The sequence below is a fragment of the Flavobacterium hydatis genome (genome assembly GCF_000737695.1).
GTDB lineage: Bacteria > Bacteroidota > Bacteroidia > Flavobacteriales > Flavobacteriaceae > Flavobacterium > Flavobacterium hydatis.
Map to the genome: position 1 here is coordinate 80,827 of NZ_JPRM01000001.1, position 17,138 is coordinate 97,964.

16 protein-coding genes are annotated in these 17,138 nt (G+C 32.1%); 7 read left to right on the forward strand and 9 right to left on the reverse strand.

Features of this window, described 5'->3' with window-relative positions; translation table 11 throughout:
- The first annotated feature begins 32 nt into the window (after positions 1 to 32).
- Complete coding sequence (locus tag IW20_RS00365) at positions 33 to 503, forward strand: Lrp/AsnC family transcriptional regulator (protein ID WP_035617352.1); 471 nt, start codon at positions 33 to 35, stop codon at positions 501 to 503.
- A 33-nt stretch (positions 504 to 536) separates the two neighbouring features.
- On the opposite strand, the gene IW20_RS00370 is transcribed toward IW20_RS00365, so the two are convergent.
- Entirely contained in the window at positions 537 to 2,903 is a 2,367-nt protein-coding gene (locus IW20_RS00370; protein WP_035617355.1) for an efflux RND transporter permease subunit, read from the reverse strand.
- Positions 2,904 to 3,101: 198 nt separating this feature from the next.
- On the opposite strand from IW20_RS00370, the gene IW20_RS00375 reads away from it, so the two are divergent.
- The 5 genes from IW20_RS00375 (at position 3,102) to IW20_RS00395 (ending at position 9,536) form a co-directional block, all read left to right on the forward strand.
- On the forward strand, positions 3,102 to 5,372 hold the full coding sequence (locus tag IW20_RS00375) for a cation:proton antiporter (protein WP_035617356.1): 2,271 nt from the start codon (positions 3,102 to 3,104) through the stop codon (positions 5,370 to 5,372).
- Between the two features lie 3 nt (positions 5,373 to 5,375).
- On the forward strand, positions 5,376 to 5,705 hold the full coding sequence (locus IW20_RS00380; RefSeq protein ID WP_035617362.1) for a DMT family transporter: 330 nt from the start codon (positions 5,376 to 5,378) through the stop codon (positions 5,703 to 5,705).
- Positions 5,706 to 5,709: 4 nt separating this feature from the next.
- A complete protein-coding gene (locus IW20_RS00385; protein ID WP_035617363.1) occupies positions 5,710 to 6,468 on the forward strand; it encodes a sensor histidine kinase in 759 nt (252 codons plus the stop codon).
- Positions 6,434 to 7,153 carry a LytR/AlgR family response regulator transcription factor gene (locus IW20_RS00390; RefSeq protein ID WP_035617364.1) on the forward strand — a complete coding sequence of 240 codons (720 nt, stop codon included), beginning with the start codon at positions 6,434 to 6,436 and terminating at the stop codon, positions 7,151 to 7,153. Before IW20_RS00385 ends, IW20_RS00390 begins: the two co-directional genes overlap by 35 nt.
- A 112-nt stretch (positions 7,154 to 7,265) precedes the next feature.
- A complete protein-coding gene (locus IW20_RS00395) occupies positions 7,266 to 9,536 on the forward strand; it encodes a cation:proton antiporter (protein WP_035617365.1) in 2,271 nt (756 codons plus the stop codon).
- A gap of 43 nt (positions 9,537 to 9,579) precedes the next feature.
- Here IW20_RS00395 and IW20_RS00400 read toward each other — a convergent pair whose 3' ends face one another.
- The 3 genes from IW20_RS00400 to pyrH form a co-directional block, all read right to left on the reverse strand.
- Positions 9,580 to 12,078, reverse strand: coding sequence for a DUF5686 family protein (locus IW20_RS00400; protein ID WP_035617371.1), 2,499 nt, complete (start codon positions 12,076 to 12,078; stop codon positions 9,580 to 9,582).
- 105 nt (positions 12,079 to 12,183) lie between these two features.
- The gene (gene frr, locus IW20_RS00405) at positions 12,184 to 12,747 is read right to left on the reverse strand and encodes a ribosome recycling factor (protein WP_035617374.1); all 564 of its coding nucleotides are present in this window, start codon (positions 12,745 to 12,747) and stop codon (positions 12,184 to 12,186) included.
- 75 nt (positions 12,748 to 12,822) lie between these two features.
- The gene (gene pyrH / locus IW20_RS00410; protein ID WP_035617376.1) at positions 12,823 to 13,530 is read right to left on the reverse strand and encodes a UMP kinase; all 708 of its coding nucleotides are present in this window, start codon (positions 13,528 to 13,530) and stop codon (positions 12,823 to 12,825) included.
- Between the two features lie 196 nt (positions 13,531 to 13,726).
- Here pyrH and IW20_RS00415 point away from each other — a divergent pair, with 196 nt between their 5' ends.
- Positions 13,727 to 14,335, forward strand: a complete 609-nt coding sequence (locus tag IW20_RS00415; protein WP_035617381.1) for a thioredoxin family protein — start codon at positions 13,727 to 13,729, stop codon at positions 14,333 to 14,335.
- Between the two features lie 403 nt (positions 14,336 to 14,738).
- On the opposite strand, the gene IW20_RS00420 is transcribed toward IW20_RS00415, so the two are convergent.
- The 5 genes from IW20_RS00420 to IW20_RS00435 form a co-directional block, all read right to left on the reverse strand.
- Positions 14,739 to 15,077, reverse strand: coding sequence for a type II toxin-antitoxin system RelE/ParE family toxin (locus IW20_RS00420; protein ID WP_035617383.1), 339 nt, complete (start codon positions 15,075 to 15,077; stop codon positions 14,739 to 14,741).
- On the reverse strand, positions 15,053 to 15,217 hold the full coding sequence (locus tag IW20_RS26145; RefSeq protein ID WP_165571397.1) for a hypothetical protein: 165 nt from the start codon (positions 15,215 to 15,217) through the stop codon (positions 15,053 to 15,055). Before IW20_RS26145 ends, IW20_RS00420 begins: the two co-directional genes overlap by 25 nt.
- A gap of 48 nt (positions 15,218 to 15,265) precedes the next feature.
- Positions 15,266 to 15,970, reverse strand: coding sequence for a tRNA pseudouridine(55) synthase TruB (gene truB / locus IW20_RS00425; protein ID WP_035617385.1), 705 nt, complete (start codon positions 15,968 to 15,970; stop codon positions 15,266 to 15,268).
- Positions 15,970 to 16,767, reverse strand: a complete 798-nt coding sequence (locus IW20_RS00430) for an undecaprenyl-diphosphate phosphatase (protein ID WP_035617387.1) — start codon at positions 16,765 to 16,767, stop codon at positions 15,970 to 15,972. Before IW20_RS00430 ends, truB begins: the two co-directional genes overlap by 1 nt.
- A 99-nt stretch (positions 16,768 to 16,866) precedes the next feature.
- On the reverse strand, positions 16,867 to 17,115 hold the full coding sequence (locus tag IW20_RS00435; RefSeq protein WP_035617389.1) for a DUF3098 domain-containing protein: 249 nt from the start codon (positions 17,113 to 17,115) through the stop codon (positions 16,867 to 16,869).
- Positions 17,116 to 17,138 lie beyond the last annotated feature (23 nt).

Consider the following 17,138-nt stretch of genomic DNA (forward strand, 5'->3'; position numbering starts at 1 on the left):
AAACTACTCAAATTAGTTTCAAATCACAATACATGAAAATCAACTCACTCGTTATAGAAATAGATGGTATCGATAAAGAAATTTTGCGACACTTAATGGAGGATGCACGAAAACCAATATTACAGATTGCTAATAAAATCGGAATTTCGGGTGCAGCAATCCACCAGCGATTACGCAAACTAGAACAATCGGGTGTAATATCTGGCTCAAAATTTACCGTAAACAATAAAGTTCTTGGATATAACACAATGGCGTTTGTAGGTGTATATCTTGATAAAGCTGCACGAAATCCAGAAGCTGTAAGAGAATTAAAAAAAATACCTGAAGTTCTCGAATGCCACTACACAACAGGAAACTGGTCGATATTAATTAAAATAATATGTCGTGACAACGAACATTTAATGCAGTTATTAAACACCAAAATTCAGGCAATTGAGGGCGTTTCCAGAACAGAAACCTTCATCTCGTTAGACCAACAAATCGACAGACAAATTCAGTTATAACTTCCTGAAATATATTTATAAAAAAAGGAGAGATTAAATCTCTCCTTTTATATTATCTTCTTTTTTTGCCTTTTTCTTTTCAAATGTCAATACCAAAGCTGGTAAGACTAATATGTTTGCAAACATCGCAAATGCCAGCGTACAGGAAATTAATCCTCCTAATGCGATTGTTCCGCTAAAGCTTGAAAGTGTAAACGTTGCAAATCCTAAGATCAATACAACCGAAGTATAAAAAGTACTTATTCCAGTTTCTCTTAATGCACTGAAAACTGATTTTTTCACCTTTCCATTATTCTGTAACAAATCATGTCGGTATTTTGCCATAAACTGAATTGCATTATCTACAGATATCCCAAATGCAATACTAAACACTAATATTGTTGATGGCTTAAGCGGAATCCCAAAATACCCCATTAATCCAGATGTAATACAAAGTGGTAATATATTTGTTATAACCGAAGCAAAAACCATTTTGAACGATCTGAACAAATACAACATAAGTACTGCAATAACAAAAATGGCAAAAATTAGTGATTCAATTAAATTATCTACTAAATATGAAGTCCCTTTCTGGAAAACTAATGCTTTACCTGTTATTGTAACTTCATAACGGTCTTTCGGAAAAATTTCATCTATTTTAGAATGAAGTTTCTTCTCGACTTTAGCCATTTCATCTGTACCTATATCTCTCATAAAAGTCGTGATTCGAGCGTATTGCCCTGTCGAATCTACGTAGCTTTTCATTAAATTGTCTTTGCTATTTTTGGTCGCATTTTTAGCATACGTTAAAATAAATGTTTGCTCTTGCGAAGTTGGCAATTGGTAATATTCGGGATTACCATTATAAAAGGCTTGCTTTGAATACTTAACCAAATTTACTATAGAAACTGGTTTAGATAATTCTGGCATTCCTTCGATTGTAGCCTGCAACTCGTCCATTTTACGCATTGTCGATAATTTCATGACTCCTTTTTTATGTTTGGTGTCAATCATAATTTCTAATGGCATCACTCCATTAAATTCCTTTTCGTAAAACAAAATATCTTTAAAGAAAGAAGCGCTTTTTGGCATTTCTCCAATCAAACTTCCAGAAACTTTCATTTGCGATACCCCAATAATACTAAACAGCAAAAGCAATCCGTAGATGGTATATATAACTTTACGTTTGTTTTTCACTACACTCTCTACCCAATCCAATAGTACCGAAATGTAGGTTTTAGTTAAATGATGCAAGTGTTTTTCTTTTGGAATCGACATAAAACTGTACACAATTGGCACAATTAAAAGCGTTAGTAAATAAACCGAAATAACATTTATTGATGTTACTAATCCAAATTCAAAAAGTAAGTCATTGCCCGTAATCATAAAAGTCGCAAATCCCATTGCAGTAGTTAGATTCGTCATTAGAGTTGAAACTCCAATTTTAGAAATAATACGCTGTAATGCTTTTGCCTGATTGTTATGCAATTTTATTTCCTGCTGGTATTTATTAATCAGGAAAATACAGTTGGTTATACCAATAACAATTATTAAAGGCGGAATTATAGCCGTTAAGATCGTGATTTTATAATGAAATAATCCTAGTGTTCCAAAGGACCATATTACTCCGACAATTAAGATACAAACAGAAATAAAAGTAGCTCTGAACGAACGGAAAAAGAAAAAGAAAATCAGAGAAACTGTAAGCAAAGCTGCGCCTATAAAAAGACCAATTTCGCCTTTCATGTTATCTGCATTGATCGTTCTGATGTAAGGCATTCCCGAAACACGCAAATCGATTCCGGTTGTTTTCTCAAACTTATCGATTTTAGGAACTAAATTTTCAAGAATAAACGTTTTTCTCTCCGCTGTATTTACAAGCTTTTTGTTCATATAAACCGCAGACCGAATACTTCCGCTTTCTTTATTGAACAATAACCCTTCATAAAACGGCAAATTATGAAACAAGTCGTATTGTACCTTTTTTAGATATTCAGGATCTAGTGCTTTTTTTTGATCAATAAACGGAGCTAGAACAAATTTTTCGTTTACAGTATCTTTTTCTAATTTCTTTAAATCATTTAAAGAAACCACCAAATCAACTTCTTTAGATTTCTTTAGACCTGTCATTAATTCATTCCAGGCAGCGTAGTTTTTTGGTGTAAAAAAAGTTGGATCTTTAAAACCTATAACGATAAGATTTCCTTCTTCTCCAAACTTATCTAAGAATTTTTGATAATCTTTATTTGCTATATGCTCTTTTGGAAGCAAGTTTGCCTCTGTATATGTCATGGCAAGGTTTTTCCATTGATAGCCAAGGAAAAGTGTAATTGCAATAATAATCCCTAATATTAGGATTCTATTTTTAAGTATGATTCTGGCAATGGATTCCCAGAAACCTACATTTGATTTCTTTCTCATAAAAGTATTAAAAATGGTTGCAAATGTAGTGAAAAACACAGGAAAGGTTAAAATTTGAATGCACTTTTATACTGATATTTATATAAATTATAGTTATTTTTTTACAATAAGTTAATTGAAATTGATACGATTTCTTAGCTACCTTTTCTCATATTTGTATTATTTTTGAGAAAATAATTACATTATTTAAAATATAGGATGAAGAACTACAAAAACGCATTGTTTTATATAGGAGTAACCGGAGGTTTTACAGCTTTAATTTACTGGATCATTACTAAAGGTAAATACTTAGAGGCAAATAAAACAATAGAAGTTGTAGGTACAGGAAAAGGTTCTTGGCAAGATTTTATTTCTTCGATGCAATCTAATTTTCAAGACCCACTGGCAATATTATTAGCCCAAATTATAACAATTATCTTTGTCGCCCGCTTTTTTGGGTGGATTTTCAAACGTATCGGGCAACCATCTGTAATAGGCGAAATCATTGCTGGTATTGCTCTTGGTCCGTCCTTATTAGGCTTGTATTTCCCTGAATTTGCAATGGCGCTATTCCCTGTCGAATCTTTAGGAAACTTAAAGTTTTTAAGTCAGATTGGTTTAATACTTTTCATGTTTGTAATAGGAATGGAACTCGACTTAAACGCATTAAAAAACAAGGCCAATGAAGCCGTTGTAATAAGTCACGCCAGTATAGTAATTCCTTTTGCATTAGGTATCGGGCTCGCTTATTTTGTATACAACCAATTTGCTCCCGAAGGTGTAAAATTCCTATCCTTTAGTTTATTTATGGGAATCGCCATGAGCATTACGGCATTTCCCGTTTTAGCAAGAATCGTTCAGGAACGAGGTATTCATAAAACCAAATTAGGTACAATTGTTATTACTTGTGCTGCTGCCGATGATATTACTGCCTGGTGTTTGCTTGCTGTGGTAATTGCTATTGTAAAAGCTGGGACTTTTGTTAGCTCAATTTACATCATCTTTCTAGCAGTTATTTATGTTTTGGCAATGTTATACATTGTAAAACCATTCTTAAAAAGAATTGGTGATTTATACGGAGCAAAATCAAATATAGACAAACCTGTAGTTGCTATTTTTGTACTTACACTTATTGTTTCTTCATACGCTACTGAAGTTATTGGCATTCATGCTCTTTTTGGCGCATTTATGACTGGAGCAATCATGCCTGATGTTCCTAAATTCCGAACCATGTTTATCGAGAAAGTCGAAGATGTATCGGTAATTTTATTACTACCGCTTTTCTTCGTTTTTACGGGTTTGAAAACCGAAATAGGACTTATAAATGATCCTTATTTATGGACAGTAACCGGAATGATTATCTTGGTAGCTGTTGTTGGGAAATTTTTCGGAAGCGCACTTGCAGCCAAATTCGTAGGACAAAGCTGGAAAGACAGCTTAACCATTGGAGCCTTAATGAATACAAGAGGTTTAATGGAACTCGTCGTGTTGAATATAGGATTAGAGCTTAAAGTACTAACTCCAGAAGTTTTCACAATGATGGTTATCATGGCATTGGTAACTACTTTTATGACTGGGCCTGCTCTGGATTTAATCGATTTTGTGTTTAAAACCAAAGAAGCTCCTGTTCTCGAAACACCTTCGATTAGTAATAAATACCGAATTTTAATTTCGTTTGGAAACAACGAAAGAGGAAAGTCTCTTTTGCGATTGGCACATAGTATGGTCAAGAAACAGCAAGATAACTCTCAAGTTACAGCAATGCACTTATCTTTAAGCGACGAGATGCATGCTTTTAATATTGAAGATAAAGAGAAAGACAGTTTTATTCCGCTTGTCGAAGAATCAAAAATTCTTAAACAGGAAATCACCACTATTTTTAAAGCAACCATAGACATCGAAAGCGATATTGCCGACATTGCCAATCAAGGTAATTACGATTTATTACTGGTTGGTTTAGGACAATCTATTTTTGAAGGAACATTATTAGGAAAAGTAATTGGTTTTACAACCCGAATTATTAATCCTGACAGGCTTATAGACAAGTTTATAGGTAAAGAAGGATTGTTCCAAAATTCTCCTTTTGACGAAAGAACCCGATTGATTGTTTCGAAAACCAAAATGCCTTTAGGTATATTGATTGACAAAGAATTGCAAAATGTAAATTACGTTTTTATACCAATCTTTAGTGTCGAAGATACGTTCTTGATAGATTATGCTCAGAAGCTAATTTTCAATAACAATTCACACATCATGATTCTTGATGTAAACGGAAACATAGAGTCTAATTTTGTAATTAAGAGTGCTATTAGTACCTTAGAGCAAAAATTCCCTAAAAACATATCAATGATGAGCGACCGCATCATCAAAAAGGAATTTTTAGATAAACAAGACCTAATGATTATTAGTCTTGAAAGCTGGAAAGCCTTAGTCGATTCCAGAAGCACCTGGTTAAGCAATGTGCCTTCTGTATTAATTATTAAACCCTAAAAAATGAATTGGATTTTACTTATAATAGCTGGGCTATTCGAAGTAGGTTTTGCCTCTTGTCTTGGCAAAGCCAAAGAAACATCCGGAATGGTATCGACCTACTGGATGATTGGATTTTTTGTATGCCTTACTATAAGTATGGTGTTATTATTTAAAGCAACTCAGGTTTTACCTATAGGAACGGCTTATGCTGTCTGGACAGGAATTGGAGCTGTAGGAACTGTTTTGGTTGGGATTTTTATCTTTAAAGAACCAGCAACATTCTGGAGAATATTTTTCTTATCAACTTTAATAGCTTCAATTATTGGGTTAAAATTTGTTTCTAGCCACTAATAACATGCAAACAAGCAATACTATAACTAATTTTCTACTAGCAATAATTCTTTTGCTAGTAGTTTTAATTGGTTATATCGTTTATCAATTAATTCAATCCAGAAAAGCAAAAGAAATAGCCGAAAAGAATTTTTACTTACTCGAGATGAAAGTAAATGATTTGCAATTGGAAACATTAGAATCTAAACTAAATCCGCATCTTTTCAAGAATATTCTTAATTCGATTCAATCTCATGCGTACCAAACTTATTTTGCTCTGGACAAACTGGCAAATGTGCTAGATTATATTCTTTACGAAAGCAAAAAAAAACTTGTAACACCTAAAGAAGAAATCGAGTTTGCGCTGAATCTTATCGAAATCAATAAAATAAAAATAAGCCCGCTTTTTGAATTAAAGGTGAAGACCATTATCGGTGAAGACGAAAAATTATATGACCAACCTTTACTCGCTCCTTTAATTTCTATCGATTTAATCGAAAACGCCTTTAAACATGCCGATATACAAAATGCAGATGCTTTTATCTCGGTAATATTCGAATTTAAAGACAATCATTTTTCTTTGACGGTTTCTAATAAAATATCTGATAAAAAAGTATTAAAAAAAGAACGAAGCGGTATCGGAAACACCACATTAGAACAACGCTTAAAAATTATCTATAAAAATCAATTCAAACTTGATAAATTTGTAGAGAACGATATTTACATTGCTCATTTAAAAATAAATCTACTTGAATACAAAACTCAAATGCTTACTACTGGATGATGAGTTACTTGGTTTAACTTATCTAAAGATGCTTTGCGAGCAAATTCCAGCATTAGAGATTGTAAAAACGTTTAATAATCCCGAAAAATTACTAGCCGAAATTCCTAATCTTGATTTCGATTTATTAATCTCAGATATCGAAATGCCGGGAATTGACGGATTGAGTCTTGCCAATTTACTTGAGAATAAATTAATCATTTTTTGTACTGCCTATAAAGATTATGCTGCCGAAGCATTTAATATTGATGCTGTAGATTATATTACAAAGCCTGTAAAAATAGAACGTTTGCAAAAAGCAATTTCTAAAGCGCTTGAACAATTCAGCAAACCTGAGGCTACAAAAAAATTCATGCACTTAAACACCGACAAAGGCAAAACCTTATTGTATTTTAATCAAATTCAATACATAAAAACTGCCACAACAGATAGTCGGGATAAAACGGTGCTACTTACAGATGGTAGTGAGCTTACCTTAAAAAACATCAATTTTGACACCCTTTTAAAACAATTACCAGACGCTCATTTTTGTCGGGTTAATAAAAAGGAAATCATTGCCATGAATGCTATACAATTCTTTAATCACAATGAAATTGTACTACTTCATCAGAAAAAAAACGGAGAAAATATCACTCTTTCTTTAAGTGAAACGTATCGATCAGACTTTTTACTTAAAGTAAAAATATAACTTATTACAAAGTTTTTCCGTCTTATTACATCAAAAGGGAATTAGCATCTGATTTACTTTTTTCCTTAAAAGTCACTTCTCATATTTGCACAATAAATCAAAATGACGTGATATGAAAAACATCAAAAACTCATTATTTTATCTAATAATTATTGGCGGGTTTTCGACTTTAATCTATTTGGTAATCTCAAAAGGAAAAGCATTAGAAATAGGAAGGGAAATCGTTGTAAAAAAAACAGAGAATAGCCATTGGAATGATTTTATTTCGGCAATGATCGAAAATCTACAACATCCGCTTGCTATTTTACTTGCCCAGATTATTACGATTATTTTGGTAGCACGTTTCTTTGGATGGGTTTTTAGAAAAATTGGGCAACCATCGGTAATTGGAGAAATGGTTGCAGGTATTGTTTTAGGGCCATCTCTTATCGGAATGTATTTTCCTGAATTCTCAGCCACTTTATTCCCAAAAGAATCCTTAGGAAACTTACAATTTTTAAGTCAGATTGGTTTAATCCTTTTCATGTTCGTAATTGGTATGGAACTAGACTTAAAAGTACTAAAAAACAAAGCGCATGAATCTGTTGTAATTAGCCACGCAAGTATTGTAATTCCATTTGCTTTAGGTCTAACACTAGCTTATTTCATTTATCATACTTTTGCTCCAGTAGGAGTCGAATTTTCTTCTTTCGGACTATTTATGGGTATCGCCATGAGCATAACAGCATTTCCTGTTTTGGCTCGAATTGTTCAGGAACGAGGTTTACAAAAAACTAAACTCGGTACTATCGCCATAACGTGTGCTGCTGCCGATGATATTACTGCTTGGTGTATTCTGGCTGTAGTAATTGCGATTGTAAAAGCAGGTTCATTTACAAGTTCATTATATGTAATAGGATTAGCTATTTTGTATGTAATTGTAATGCTAAAAATAGTTCGTCCGTTTTTAAAACGTGTAGGCGACTTAAATTCAACTCGTGAAAGTTTAAATAAACCAGTTGTTGCTATTTTCTTCTTAACACTTTTATTTTCTTCATACGCTTCAGAACTAATAGGAATCCACGCTTTATTTGGTGCGTTTTTAGCAGGAGCGATTATGCCAGAAAACAATAAATTCCGTAATATTTTTATCGAAAAAGTAGAAGATGTATCTGTGATACTTTTACTTCCTTTATTCTTTGTTTTTACAGGATTACGTACGCAAATCGGCTTATTAAACGATCCTTATTTATGGAAAGTTACGGGAGTAATTATTGCTGTAGCTGTAGTTGGTAAATTCTTTGGAAGCGCACTTGCAGCCAAATTTGTGGGACAAAACTGGAAAGATAGTTTAGCTATCGGTGCCTTAATGAATACTCGTGGTTTAATGGAGTTAGTGGTGCTAAACATAGGTTATGATTTAGGCGTATTATCTACCGAAATTTTTACTATGATGGTAATCATGGCGCTGGTTACTACATTTATGACTGGTCCAGCTTTAGACTTTATCAATTTTATATTTAAAGATAAAAAGACCATTATTCCAGAAGAAATAGGTAATAAAAGCAAATACAAAATTCTATTTTCATTTGACACTCCCGAAAAAGGAAAAACTTTATTGCGAATTGCAAATAGTTTGACTAAAAAACAACCTGATAATACTATTGTAACTGCAATGCACTTATCATTGAGTTCTGAATTACACTCGTTTGAAGTGAAAGATTATGAAAGAGAAATGCTGCTGCCTGTTATTTCTGAGTCTGAAGTTTTAAACCAAAACATGGTTAGTCTTTTTAAAGTATCTAATGATATTGATGCTGATATAACCGAAACAGCAAATCAAGGCGAATATGATTTATTATTGGTTAGTTTAGGACAATCTATTTTCGACGGAACGTTGTTAGGTAAGATCCTTGGTTTCACGACCAGAATCGTAAATCCAGACCGTTTAATAGATAAATTCACAGGAAAGGAAGGATTGTTTGAAAATTCTCCTTTTGATGAAAGAACAAGACACGTTATTGCCAAAAGCAAAATGCCAGTTGGGATTTTTATCGATAAAGAATTGGAAGAAATAAATCAGGTTTTCATGCCTATTTTTAGCAAAGAAGATGCATTCCTTATCGAATATGCTAAGAAGTTAATTAACAATAATGGCTCCCAAATTACTATTCTAGATGCGAGTGGAGAATTAAAAAGCACACGCGAAATGCAGGAAACCATTCGATCTATAGAACAAATTGCCCCAAATCATATCATGCTAATGTCTGATAGAACTATTAAAAAAGAGTTTTTAGAAAATCAAGATTTAATGATTATTAGTTTAGACAGCTGGAAAAAACTAATCGAATCTCAAAGCACATGGCTTAATAATACGCCGTCGGTTTTAATTCTTAAACCTTAATAGTTTTAAAAATCCCATTCGTTACGAATGGGATTTTTTTTATCTAGATACCCAAATTAAGCACAAAACTTAATTTAATGGCAATATTGTCTTCTAATTTTGGTAGTTGGTTTGGTCCGTAGCGATAGAATCCGCTTAATCCTAAACCATTAAATATTTGATTAATTTCTATACCAGACTCAAAAAATCCTTTATTTAATGTCTTGTAATCTATCCCAACGTGTTGCTCTGGATTTTTCATATTTCCCCATGCCATACGCGAAACCAATACCAATGATGGCCTTACTTTCTTGATGATTTTAAAACGATTAAATCCGTGCTTTACCTGAAAAATAGCATATTCGCTAGAGAAAAACTCATTAAAAAACATGGTTTCAAAACTGTTTCTACCTGCAAACGTAATTCTCTGAATCATTGTTTCTTTGGTAATATTATTCGGAGAGGTATTGTATAAATGTGTAATTGGTACATCGCCCATAGCATATCCAGCCTGCAAGAGTAAACTTGTTTTTTGCCCGTTTAGATATTTTTTCTCATACTCTGTTTTAAAATCTATTTTAGAGAAATTAAAATCATTTTCCATCACTTTAGGCAACGATTGTGTGTATTGTATCGTAAACTTCGGAAATCTTTTTTCTGTCTCAATTCGTCCGTTTGGTGTTTGCATATAATCACTAAACGGATTCCATGCCAATGATAACATTGCCGTTGTCATAACATAATTGGTATATAATCTTCCGTTTAAATTATAGACATAATCAAATTTGGGTTCGATAAAGGAGCGTGAAAGTTCAAAAATGCTTTCTGTCTTAGGTACAATACGCGTACCTACATAGCTAGCCCAACTAACATAATTATAAAATGTACTAATATTTATAGGTCGAGGATCATACAACTTAAACATTCTTTTATCTACGGCAAAAACGGTACTCGCAATCTCTCTTACATCATTGGTGTATGATGCTCCTACCCATGTATTCGAAAATCTTTCGACTCTGGTGGATAAATCCAGGTTGTATTTAAAATTCCCATCTTTGGTTCCGTAACCTGTATAACCACCAATCTTATATTTTTTAGAAAATAGTTCATTTGTAACTCCTCCTAAACCAAAGCGAAATCCCTCGTAATTATTATAGCTAAAGAGTTTCCTTAAATCTAAATCTACTACACTTATTGGCAAATAACCATTAATTATTTTTCGACCAAACCTAATTTTACTTTCAACTCTTTTCTTTAACGAAATACTATCCAGTAGCATGTACGTTTTTTGTGAGCGAATATCTAAACTATCTTTTCGATATTTGTTCCAAAAACTCTCTGTTTTTTTTATAGCATCATCCTTTACCTCAATATAGATAGATGGATTTTTTATTTCTATTGGTGTGTTATAATGAACATCAAAATTGTTGCTCTCGGACATTAAATAAGTATAATCCGAAGCTCCTTTTTTTCTGTGTGTGTCTTCTTGTTCGGCATCTCCATCAAACTGAATTGTTCCGCCAAGAATTTTAATATCGTCGTCATTCTTTCCTTTTACAATCTTGAAGGTTGTATTTTTTGGAAACCAAATTTTCTCCTCCGGAATATAATCAAACTCATGAATTCCGCTTATATCGAGTACGCCTTTTATACGCATTACAGCTTTTGCAATAGCATAACTATCCTGATCAATATAAAGAACTCCTTCCAGACCTAATTCAGATTTCTTCATTCGGTTTTTAAAGTAAACCATATAGGTTTGCCTTCCTTGTATCATAACGGTATCCAGCAACTTATAGTTGTAGTCTTTTAAAGCATCTTTGGCAATTGGACTATTATACTTAGTTTCGAAAAGTTCGTAATTAGAATCGTATATAGAAATCGACTGCAGATTAAATGCTATAATTTCATAAATAGGCTGCTTGAAACCTGCCATTTTTGTTCCCAGAATGGTTTCTTTTAGTTTTTTGTTTCCAAACTGGTATTGAGATACTTTTTCTGTTTGAAATAAATGCTGCTTATTAGAAATCTCTTTGAATTTATAATTGGCAGAATCTACCTTAATAAATCTTCGTCCTATGGCTTCTTGTACAAAAATAGAATCTAATCTTGAGTTTATAGAATCAGGATTAGCCGTTACAATTAATTTGTTATAGGTTTTATACTCAAAACTCGTTAATTTCTTTTGTGGGTTATTTTTGTTCTTATCTGCAATTGTTTTTCTTATAATTTCGAGAGCAGGATTCTCGTTTGAAATAACAACTTCTTTTAAAGCATCTGTCGATTCGGCTAAGCTTATTTTATAAAACTTCTTATTAGGCGAAGTATAAATTGTGATTGATGCGTAACCAATATAAGAAACCGAAAAATATTCGATGCTAGAAATCGATTGGAGTGTAAATTTTCCGTCAACATCTGTAATGGTATTCATCCCACCATCAGTAACGATCGTTGCAAAAGGAAGTGGTTTATTGGTAGCGTTTTCTGTTACAATTCCGTTTATCTGGAATTGCGCTTGTATAGAAAGCGTGAAAAACAATGTCAAGAAACACAATAACTTCATACAGAAAACAATATTATAAATTGGCTTTGGTACACAAAAGTAAGAATAAAAAAATCCGTCTCGTATAAAATTAACAAGACGGATTTTTTAATCGTTATGAAAATATTAAACCTTCATGATTTCAGCTTCTTTAGCAGCTAATAATTCATCAATAAGTTTAATATATTTGTTAGTCAAATTCTGTACTTCTTCTTCTGCGCTTTTGCAAACATCTTCTGAAGTTCCTTCTTTTTCTAATTTTTTAATATCTGTGTTAGCGTCTTTACGAACGTTTCTCACACCGATTTTAGCATCTTCTGCTTCAGATTTTGCTTGTTTTGCCAAATCTCTACGACGCTCTTCTGTTAATGGTGGAACACTTATGATAACCACATCTCCATTGTTCATAGGATTAAAACCAATGTTAGCTACCATGATTGCTTTTTCAATTGTTTGCAACATGTTTTTTTCAAATGGTTGCAAAGTAATTGTTCTTGCATCTGGAACACTAATTTTAGCTACTTGCGAAAGTGGTGTTGCTGAACCATAATAATCTACAAAAACACTTCCTAGCATTGCTGGAGATGCTTTTCCTGCACGAATATTTAGAAATTCTTTTTCTAAATGCGCAATAGAATTTGCCATTGATTCTTTAGTGCTATCTAAGATAAATTCGATTTCTTCAGTCATATTTTTAAGTTTTCAGTTTTCAATCTCAGTTCTCAGTTTAAGTCGACAATAACGACCATAAGCTGTAACTGAATACTATATATTTACTACAGTTCCGATATTTTCGCCTTCGCAAATTCTCAATAAATTTCCGATTTTGTTCATATCAAAAACTACAATTGGTAATTTATTTTCTTGACTTAATGTAAAAGCTGTAGTATCCATTACATTTAATCCTTTTTTAAGTACATCTTCAAAAGAGATAAAATCAAACTTTACAGCTGATGCGTTTTTCTCAGGATCTGAGTCGTAAACACCATCTACACGAGTTCCTTTTAAGATAACATCTGCATTAATTTCGATACCTCTTAAAACTGCTGCTGTATCTGTTGTAAAGTAAGGATTTCCTGTACCTGCACCAAAAATTACAATTCTGTTTTTTTCAAGGTGGCGTACTGCTCTTCTTTTGATATAAGGTTCTGCAATTGATTCTATTTTTAGAGCCGTTTGCAAACGTGTTAACATTCCTTTATTTTCCAAAGCGCCTTGTAATGCCATTCCGTTAATTACAGTAGCTAACATTCCCATATAATCGCCTTGTACTCTATCCATTCCTGAACTTACCCCAGAAACTCCTCTAAAAATGTTTCCTCCTCCAATTACAATGGCAATTTCTACTCCCTTTGCATGAATTTGCTTAATTTCTTCGGCATATTCGTCCAATCTTTTTGGGTCAATTCCGTATTGTAAATCTCCCATTAAAGCTTCTCCACTTAATTTAAGAAGAATTCTTTTGTATTTCATTTCTATGTTGCGTTGGTTTGTGCAAATATAGACATATTCTCATTTTTAAAAATAGTGTTTTACAAAAATTAATTTATCTTCTATTTTTTGCATAAAAGGTTCATTTAAACAATGTATTTAGCTCTCAATATGACAAAAGTCACTATCAGTTTCTATTAAAGCTGTAAATTTGTATTTCATAAAAAAAATAAAGTTTATGCAAAAGAGTATCACCAACGCCTTGTCCAACAGTTATTCATATACCGAATACCGAAAACTAGTTACCGATTTATTATCCGAAGGAAAATCAACAGGCGCAGAACAGTCTGAAGATTTAACTCATTATAGTAGCTTGAATGAAACTCGAATGAACAGGCTGGAAAAAACAATAAAAATTACTGAAACAACAATTTCTAAGCTACAAAACGTTCGCAAAAATTACATTTGGCTTGTTATTTCTGAAGGTTGGTGTGGAGATGCTGCACAACTTTTGCCTATTATTTATAAAATGGCTGCAGAATCTGAAAACAAAATCGAATTAAAAATTGTGCTTCGTGACGAAAATCCAGATTTAATGAATTTGTTTTTGACAAATGGAGGAAAAGCAATCCCAAAATTAATCATAATCGATAAGGAAAAACTCGAAGTTCTTGCCGATTGGGGACCTCGCCCAAAAGGAGCAACCGATTTAGTAAGTAACTACAAAAAAGAATTTGGAGCTTTTGATGAAACGATCAAAACCAATTTGCAATTATGGTATTTGCATGATAAAGGAGTTTCTACACAAGATGAAATTATGGAAATCATGGAAAAACAGGAAGCATAACTGATTGTGTTTTTTAAATAAAAAATTTAAAAACACACAAGCCAAAAACTAACATATTGACAACAAGGATTATACAGTGAAAAAATATTTATTTATAATTTATTTTTTGTAACTTGCTGCTATAGTCCCAATCTATTATTTACTTTTTGATTTGCTCTATTTATTGGTGTTTATTTAATATCTAACAATTAAAAAATACACTATTATGAAAAAGTTATTTGAAAAGTTTTACGATTTTTTTTCGCGTTTCTTGTTTGGAGGGAAAAACATTTCTCATTATTAACCTCAAAACACTCAATTATGGAATAGCGATACTCTGGTATTAGCACATTACAATATCTTATTTGTAATGTGCTAATTTTATTTTTATGAAGATTGATTGTTATGGATATTCTATTAAAACTTAATCAATAGCCATTTTTCTAATCTTCTCAATAATCTTAGGAGAACGACTTCCATGAAAAGCTCTTAAAACTTCAATTCTATTGGGTCTTATACGATAAATAATTAGATAAGAACCTAAGATAATATTTCTATATTTCTTAGTTTTAGTTTTAAGATGATGGCATTCTGGATGAAGTAAGTAATCTTTAGATAAATTACCTAAATAAGAATATATTTCTTCAATAAAATAATCTGCAAGTTTTAAACCAAAAGTTTCGGTTCCATATTCATGAATTGAAGGAAGATCAACAAAATCAAAAAGTGAAGAAGTAACTACTTCTTTTTTTGGGATTTCCATTCTTGAAAATGTTTTTTAGACTCTTCTAATGAATAAAAAGCTCCGCCTTCTGCTTCTTTAATCATTGAAGCAAATTTTTTTTGAGACATTGGTTTACCAGGTATCGCAAGATTATCGGAATTATTTTTTTTGATTTTCATAATAGTAAAGTTAACTAAAAATTTAAAACAAATTTCTTTTGAAATAGCTTATTCTTTGTTCAACCCTAAAGAAGCTTCAAACAAAATAACATCAGTTGCATTCTTTACATCGTAATCACCAATTTTGGTTCTTCTTAAAGCAGTTAAATGAGAACCCGAATTCATTGCTTTTCCAAAATCAAAAGCTAATGAACGAATATAGGTTCCTTTGCTGCAAACTACTCTAAAATCGATTTCTGGAAGTGCAATTCTTGTAATTTCAAATTCGTGAATTGTAGTTTTACGACTTGCAATTTCGATAGTTTCTCCTGCACGCGCATGCTCGTACAAACGAACTCCATCTTTTTTTATAGCCGAGAAAATAGGTGGTTTTTGATCTATTTCGCCCAAAAATTGTTTTACCGTTTCATGAATAAGTACCTCATCGATATGTTCCGTTGGAAAAGTCTGATCGATTTCGGTTTCTAAATCATAAGAAGGTGTGGTGGCTCCTATAAAGAAAGTTCCCATATATTCTTTGGCTTGACCTTGTAACTCGGTAATTCTTTTGGTAAACTTACCTGTACAAATAAGTAACAATCCTGTAGCCAGAGGATCTAATGTTCCTGCATGACCAATTTTAAATTTCTTCGGAAGTCCAACTTTATTTATCAGTGCATATTTTAACTTATTCACTGCCTGAAAAGAACTCCAATTTAATGGCTTATCTATTAGTAAAATTTGTCCGTTTAAAAAATCTTCGGGAGTGTTCATTATATAATAGTAAGCGGATGAATAAAGAAATGAATTAGCAACAATACAATTCCAGCAATAATTCGGTAATATCCAAATACTTTGAATCCATTTTTAGTCAAAAATCCAATGAAAGTTTTAATAGCTAAAAGCGCTACTATAAAGGCTACAATGTTACCAATAATCAATAAATTAACTTGATCATGTGATAATTCAAATCCTGCTTTATAATAATCGTAACATTTTTTGGCAGTAGCTCCAAACATTGTAGGAACTGCTAAAAAGAATGAAAATTCTGCAGCTGTAGTTCTTGTTAGTTTTTGCGACATTCCTCCTACTATGCTTGCTCCACTTCTAGAAACTCCAGGAATCATTGCTAAACACTGGAACATTCCTATTTTAAAAGCTTGCAAATAGGTTATTTCTTGTGATGTTTCGGCTGTATTTGGTTTATTAAACCATTCATCAACTTTTAATAAAATAAGTCCTCCTAGTAAAAGTGATATTGCAACTGTAACTGGATTTTCTAATAAACCATCTATAAAATCACTTAGCAATAATCCTAAAACTACTGCTGGTATAAAAGCAACCAATAATTTAAAGTAAAAGTCTAGTGTTTGAAAAAAACGTTTAAAGTATAAAACTACTACCGAAAGAATTGCTCCTAGCTGAATTACAATTGTAAAAAGTTTTGTAAAATCATCATGGGCAATCCCAAAAAAAGAAGAGGCAATAATCATGTGGCCAGTTGAAGAAACAGGTAAAAATTCTGTAATTCCTTCAATAATGGCTAAAACAATAGCTTGTAAAGTATCCATTTATTAGATTGTTAGATTGTTTAGAATATTAAACTACTTAGATTTTTCAGAAAAGATTAATCTAATAATCTAAAGATCTAAAATGCCTAAGGAGACTAATTAGTCTGTTTTAGGGTTTTTAAGAATAGCATAAATTGTGATTCCAAAGCCAATCAAAACTGTAGTTGGAGCCAAACGAATACGTCTGAAATTAAAAATAGCTTCATTAAAAACATTTGGATCATCACTTCCTCCACCTGCCATTAAGATAAATCCTAATGCAATTACACCAATCCCAACTAATAAAATTTTATAGTTTACTTTATCAAAAAGGAATTCCTGTTTTTTTTGTTCTTCTTTATTTTTCATTTTTATTTTTAAAAAATTCTAAA

What these genes read in the sequence shown, in the direction of transcription:
- IW20_RS00385 (WP_035617363.1), top strand. Translation starts at nt 5,710, where the DNA reads ATGCAAACAAGCAATACTATAACTAATTTTCTACTAGCAATAATTCTT.
- truB (WP_035617385.1), bottom strand. Translation starts at nt 15,970, where the DNA reads ATGAACACTCCCGAAGATTTTTTAAACGGACAAATTTTACTAATAGAT.
- IW20_RS00400 (WP_035617371.1), bottom strand. Translation starts at nt 12,078, where the DNA reads ATGAAGTTATTGTGTTTCTTGACATTGTTTTTCACGCTTTCTATACAA.
- IW20_RS00380 (WP_035617362.1), top strand. Translation starts at nt 5,376, where the DNA reads ATGAATTGGATTTTACTTATAATAGCTGGGCTATTCGAAGTAGGTTTT.
- IW20_RS00420 (WP_035617383.1), bottom strand. Translation starts at nt 15,077, where the DNA reads ATGGAAATCCCAAAAAAAGAAGTAGTTACTTCTTCACTTTTTGATTTT.
- IW20_RS00375 (WP_035617356.1), top strand. Translation starts at nt 3,102, where the DNA reads ATGAAGAACTACAAAAACGCATTGTTTTATATAGGAGTAACCGGAGGT.
- IW20_RS00395 (WP_035617365.1), top strand. Translation starts at nt 7,266, where the DNA reads ATGAAAAACATCAAAAACTCATTATTTTATCTAATAATTATTGGCGGG.
- IW20_RS00435 (WP_035617389.1), bottom strand. Translation starts at nt 17,115, where the DNA reads ATGAAAAATAAAGAAGAACAAAAAAAACAGGAATTCCTTTTTGATAAA.
- IW20_RS00430 (WP_035617387.1), bottom strand. Translation starts at nt 16,767, where the DNA reads ATGGATACTTTACAAGCTATTGTTTTAGCCATTATTGAAGGAATTACA.
- IW20_RS00370 (WP_035617355.1), bottom strand. Translation starts at nt 2,903, where the DNA reads ATGAGAAAGAAATCAAATGTAGGTTTCTGGGAATCCATTGCCAGAATC.
- IW20_RS26145 (WP_165571397.1), bottom strand. Translation starts at nt 15,217, where the DNA reads ATGAAAATCAAAAAAAATAATTCCGATAATCTTGCGATACCTGGTAAA.
- IW20_RS00415 (WP_035617381.1), top strand. Translation starts at nt 13,727, where the DNA reads ATGCAAAAGAGTATCACCAACGCCTTGTCCAACAGTTATTCATATACC.
- pyrH (WP_035617376.1), bottom strand. Translation starts at nt 13,530, where the DNA reads ATGAAATACAAAAGAATTCTTCTTAAATTAAGTGGAGAAGCTTTAATG.
- frr (WP_035617374.1), bottom strand. Translation starts at nt 12,747, where the DNA reads ATGACTGAAGAAATCGAATTTATCTTAGATAGCACTAAAGAATCAATG.
- IW20_RS00365 (WP_035617352.1), top strand. Translation starts at nt 33, where the DNA reads ATGAAAATCAACTCACTCGTTATAGAAATAGATGGTATCGATAAAGAA.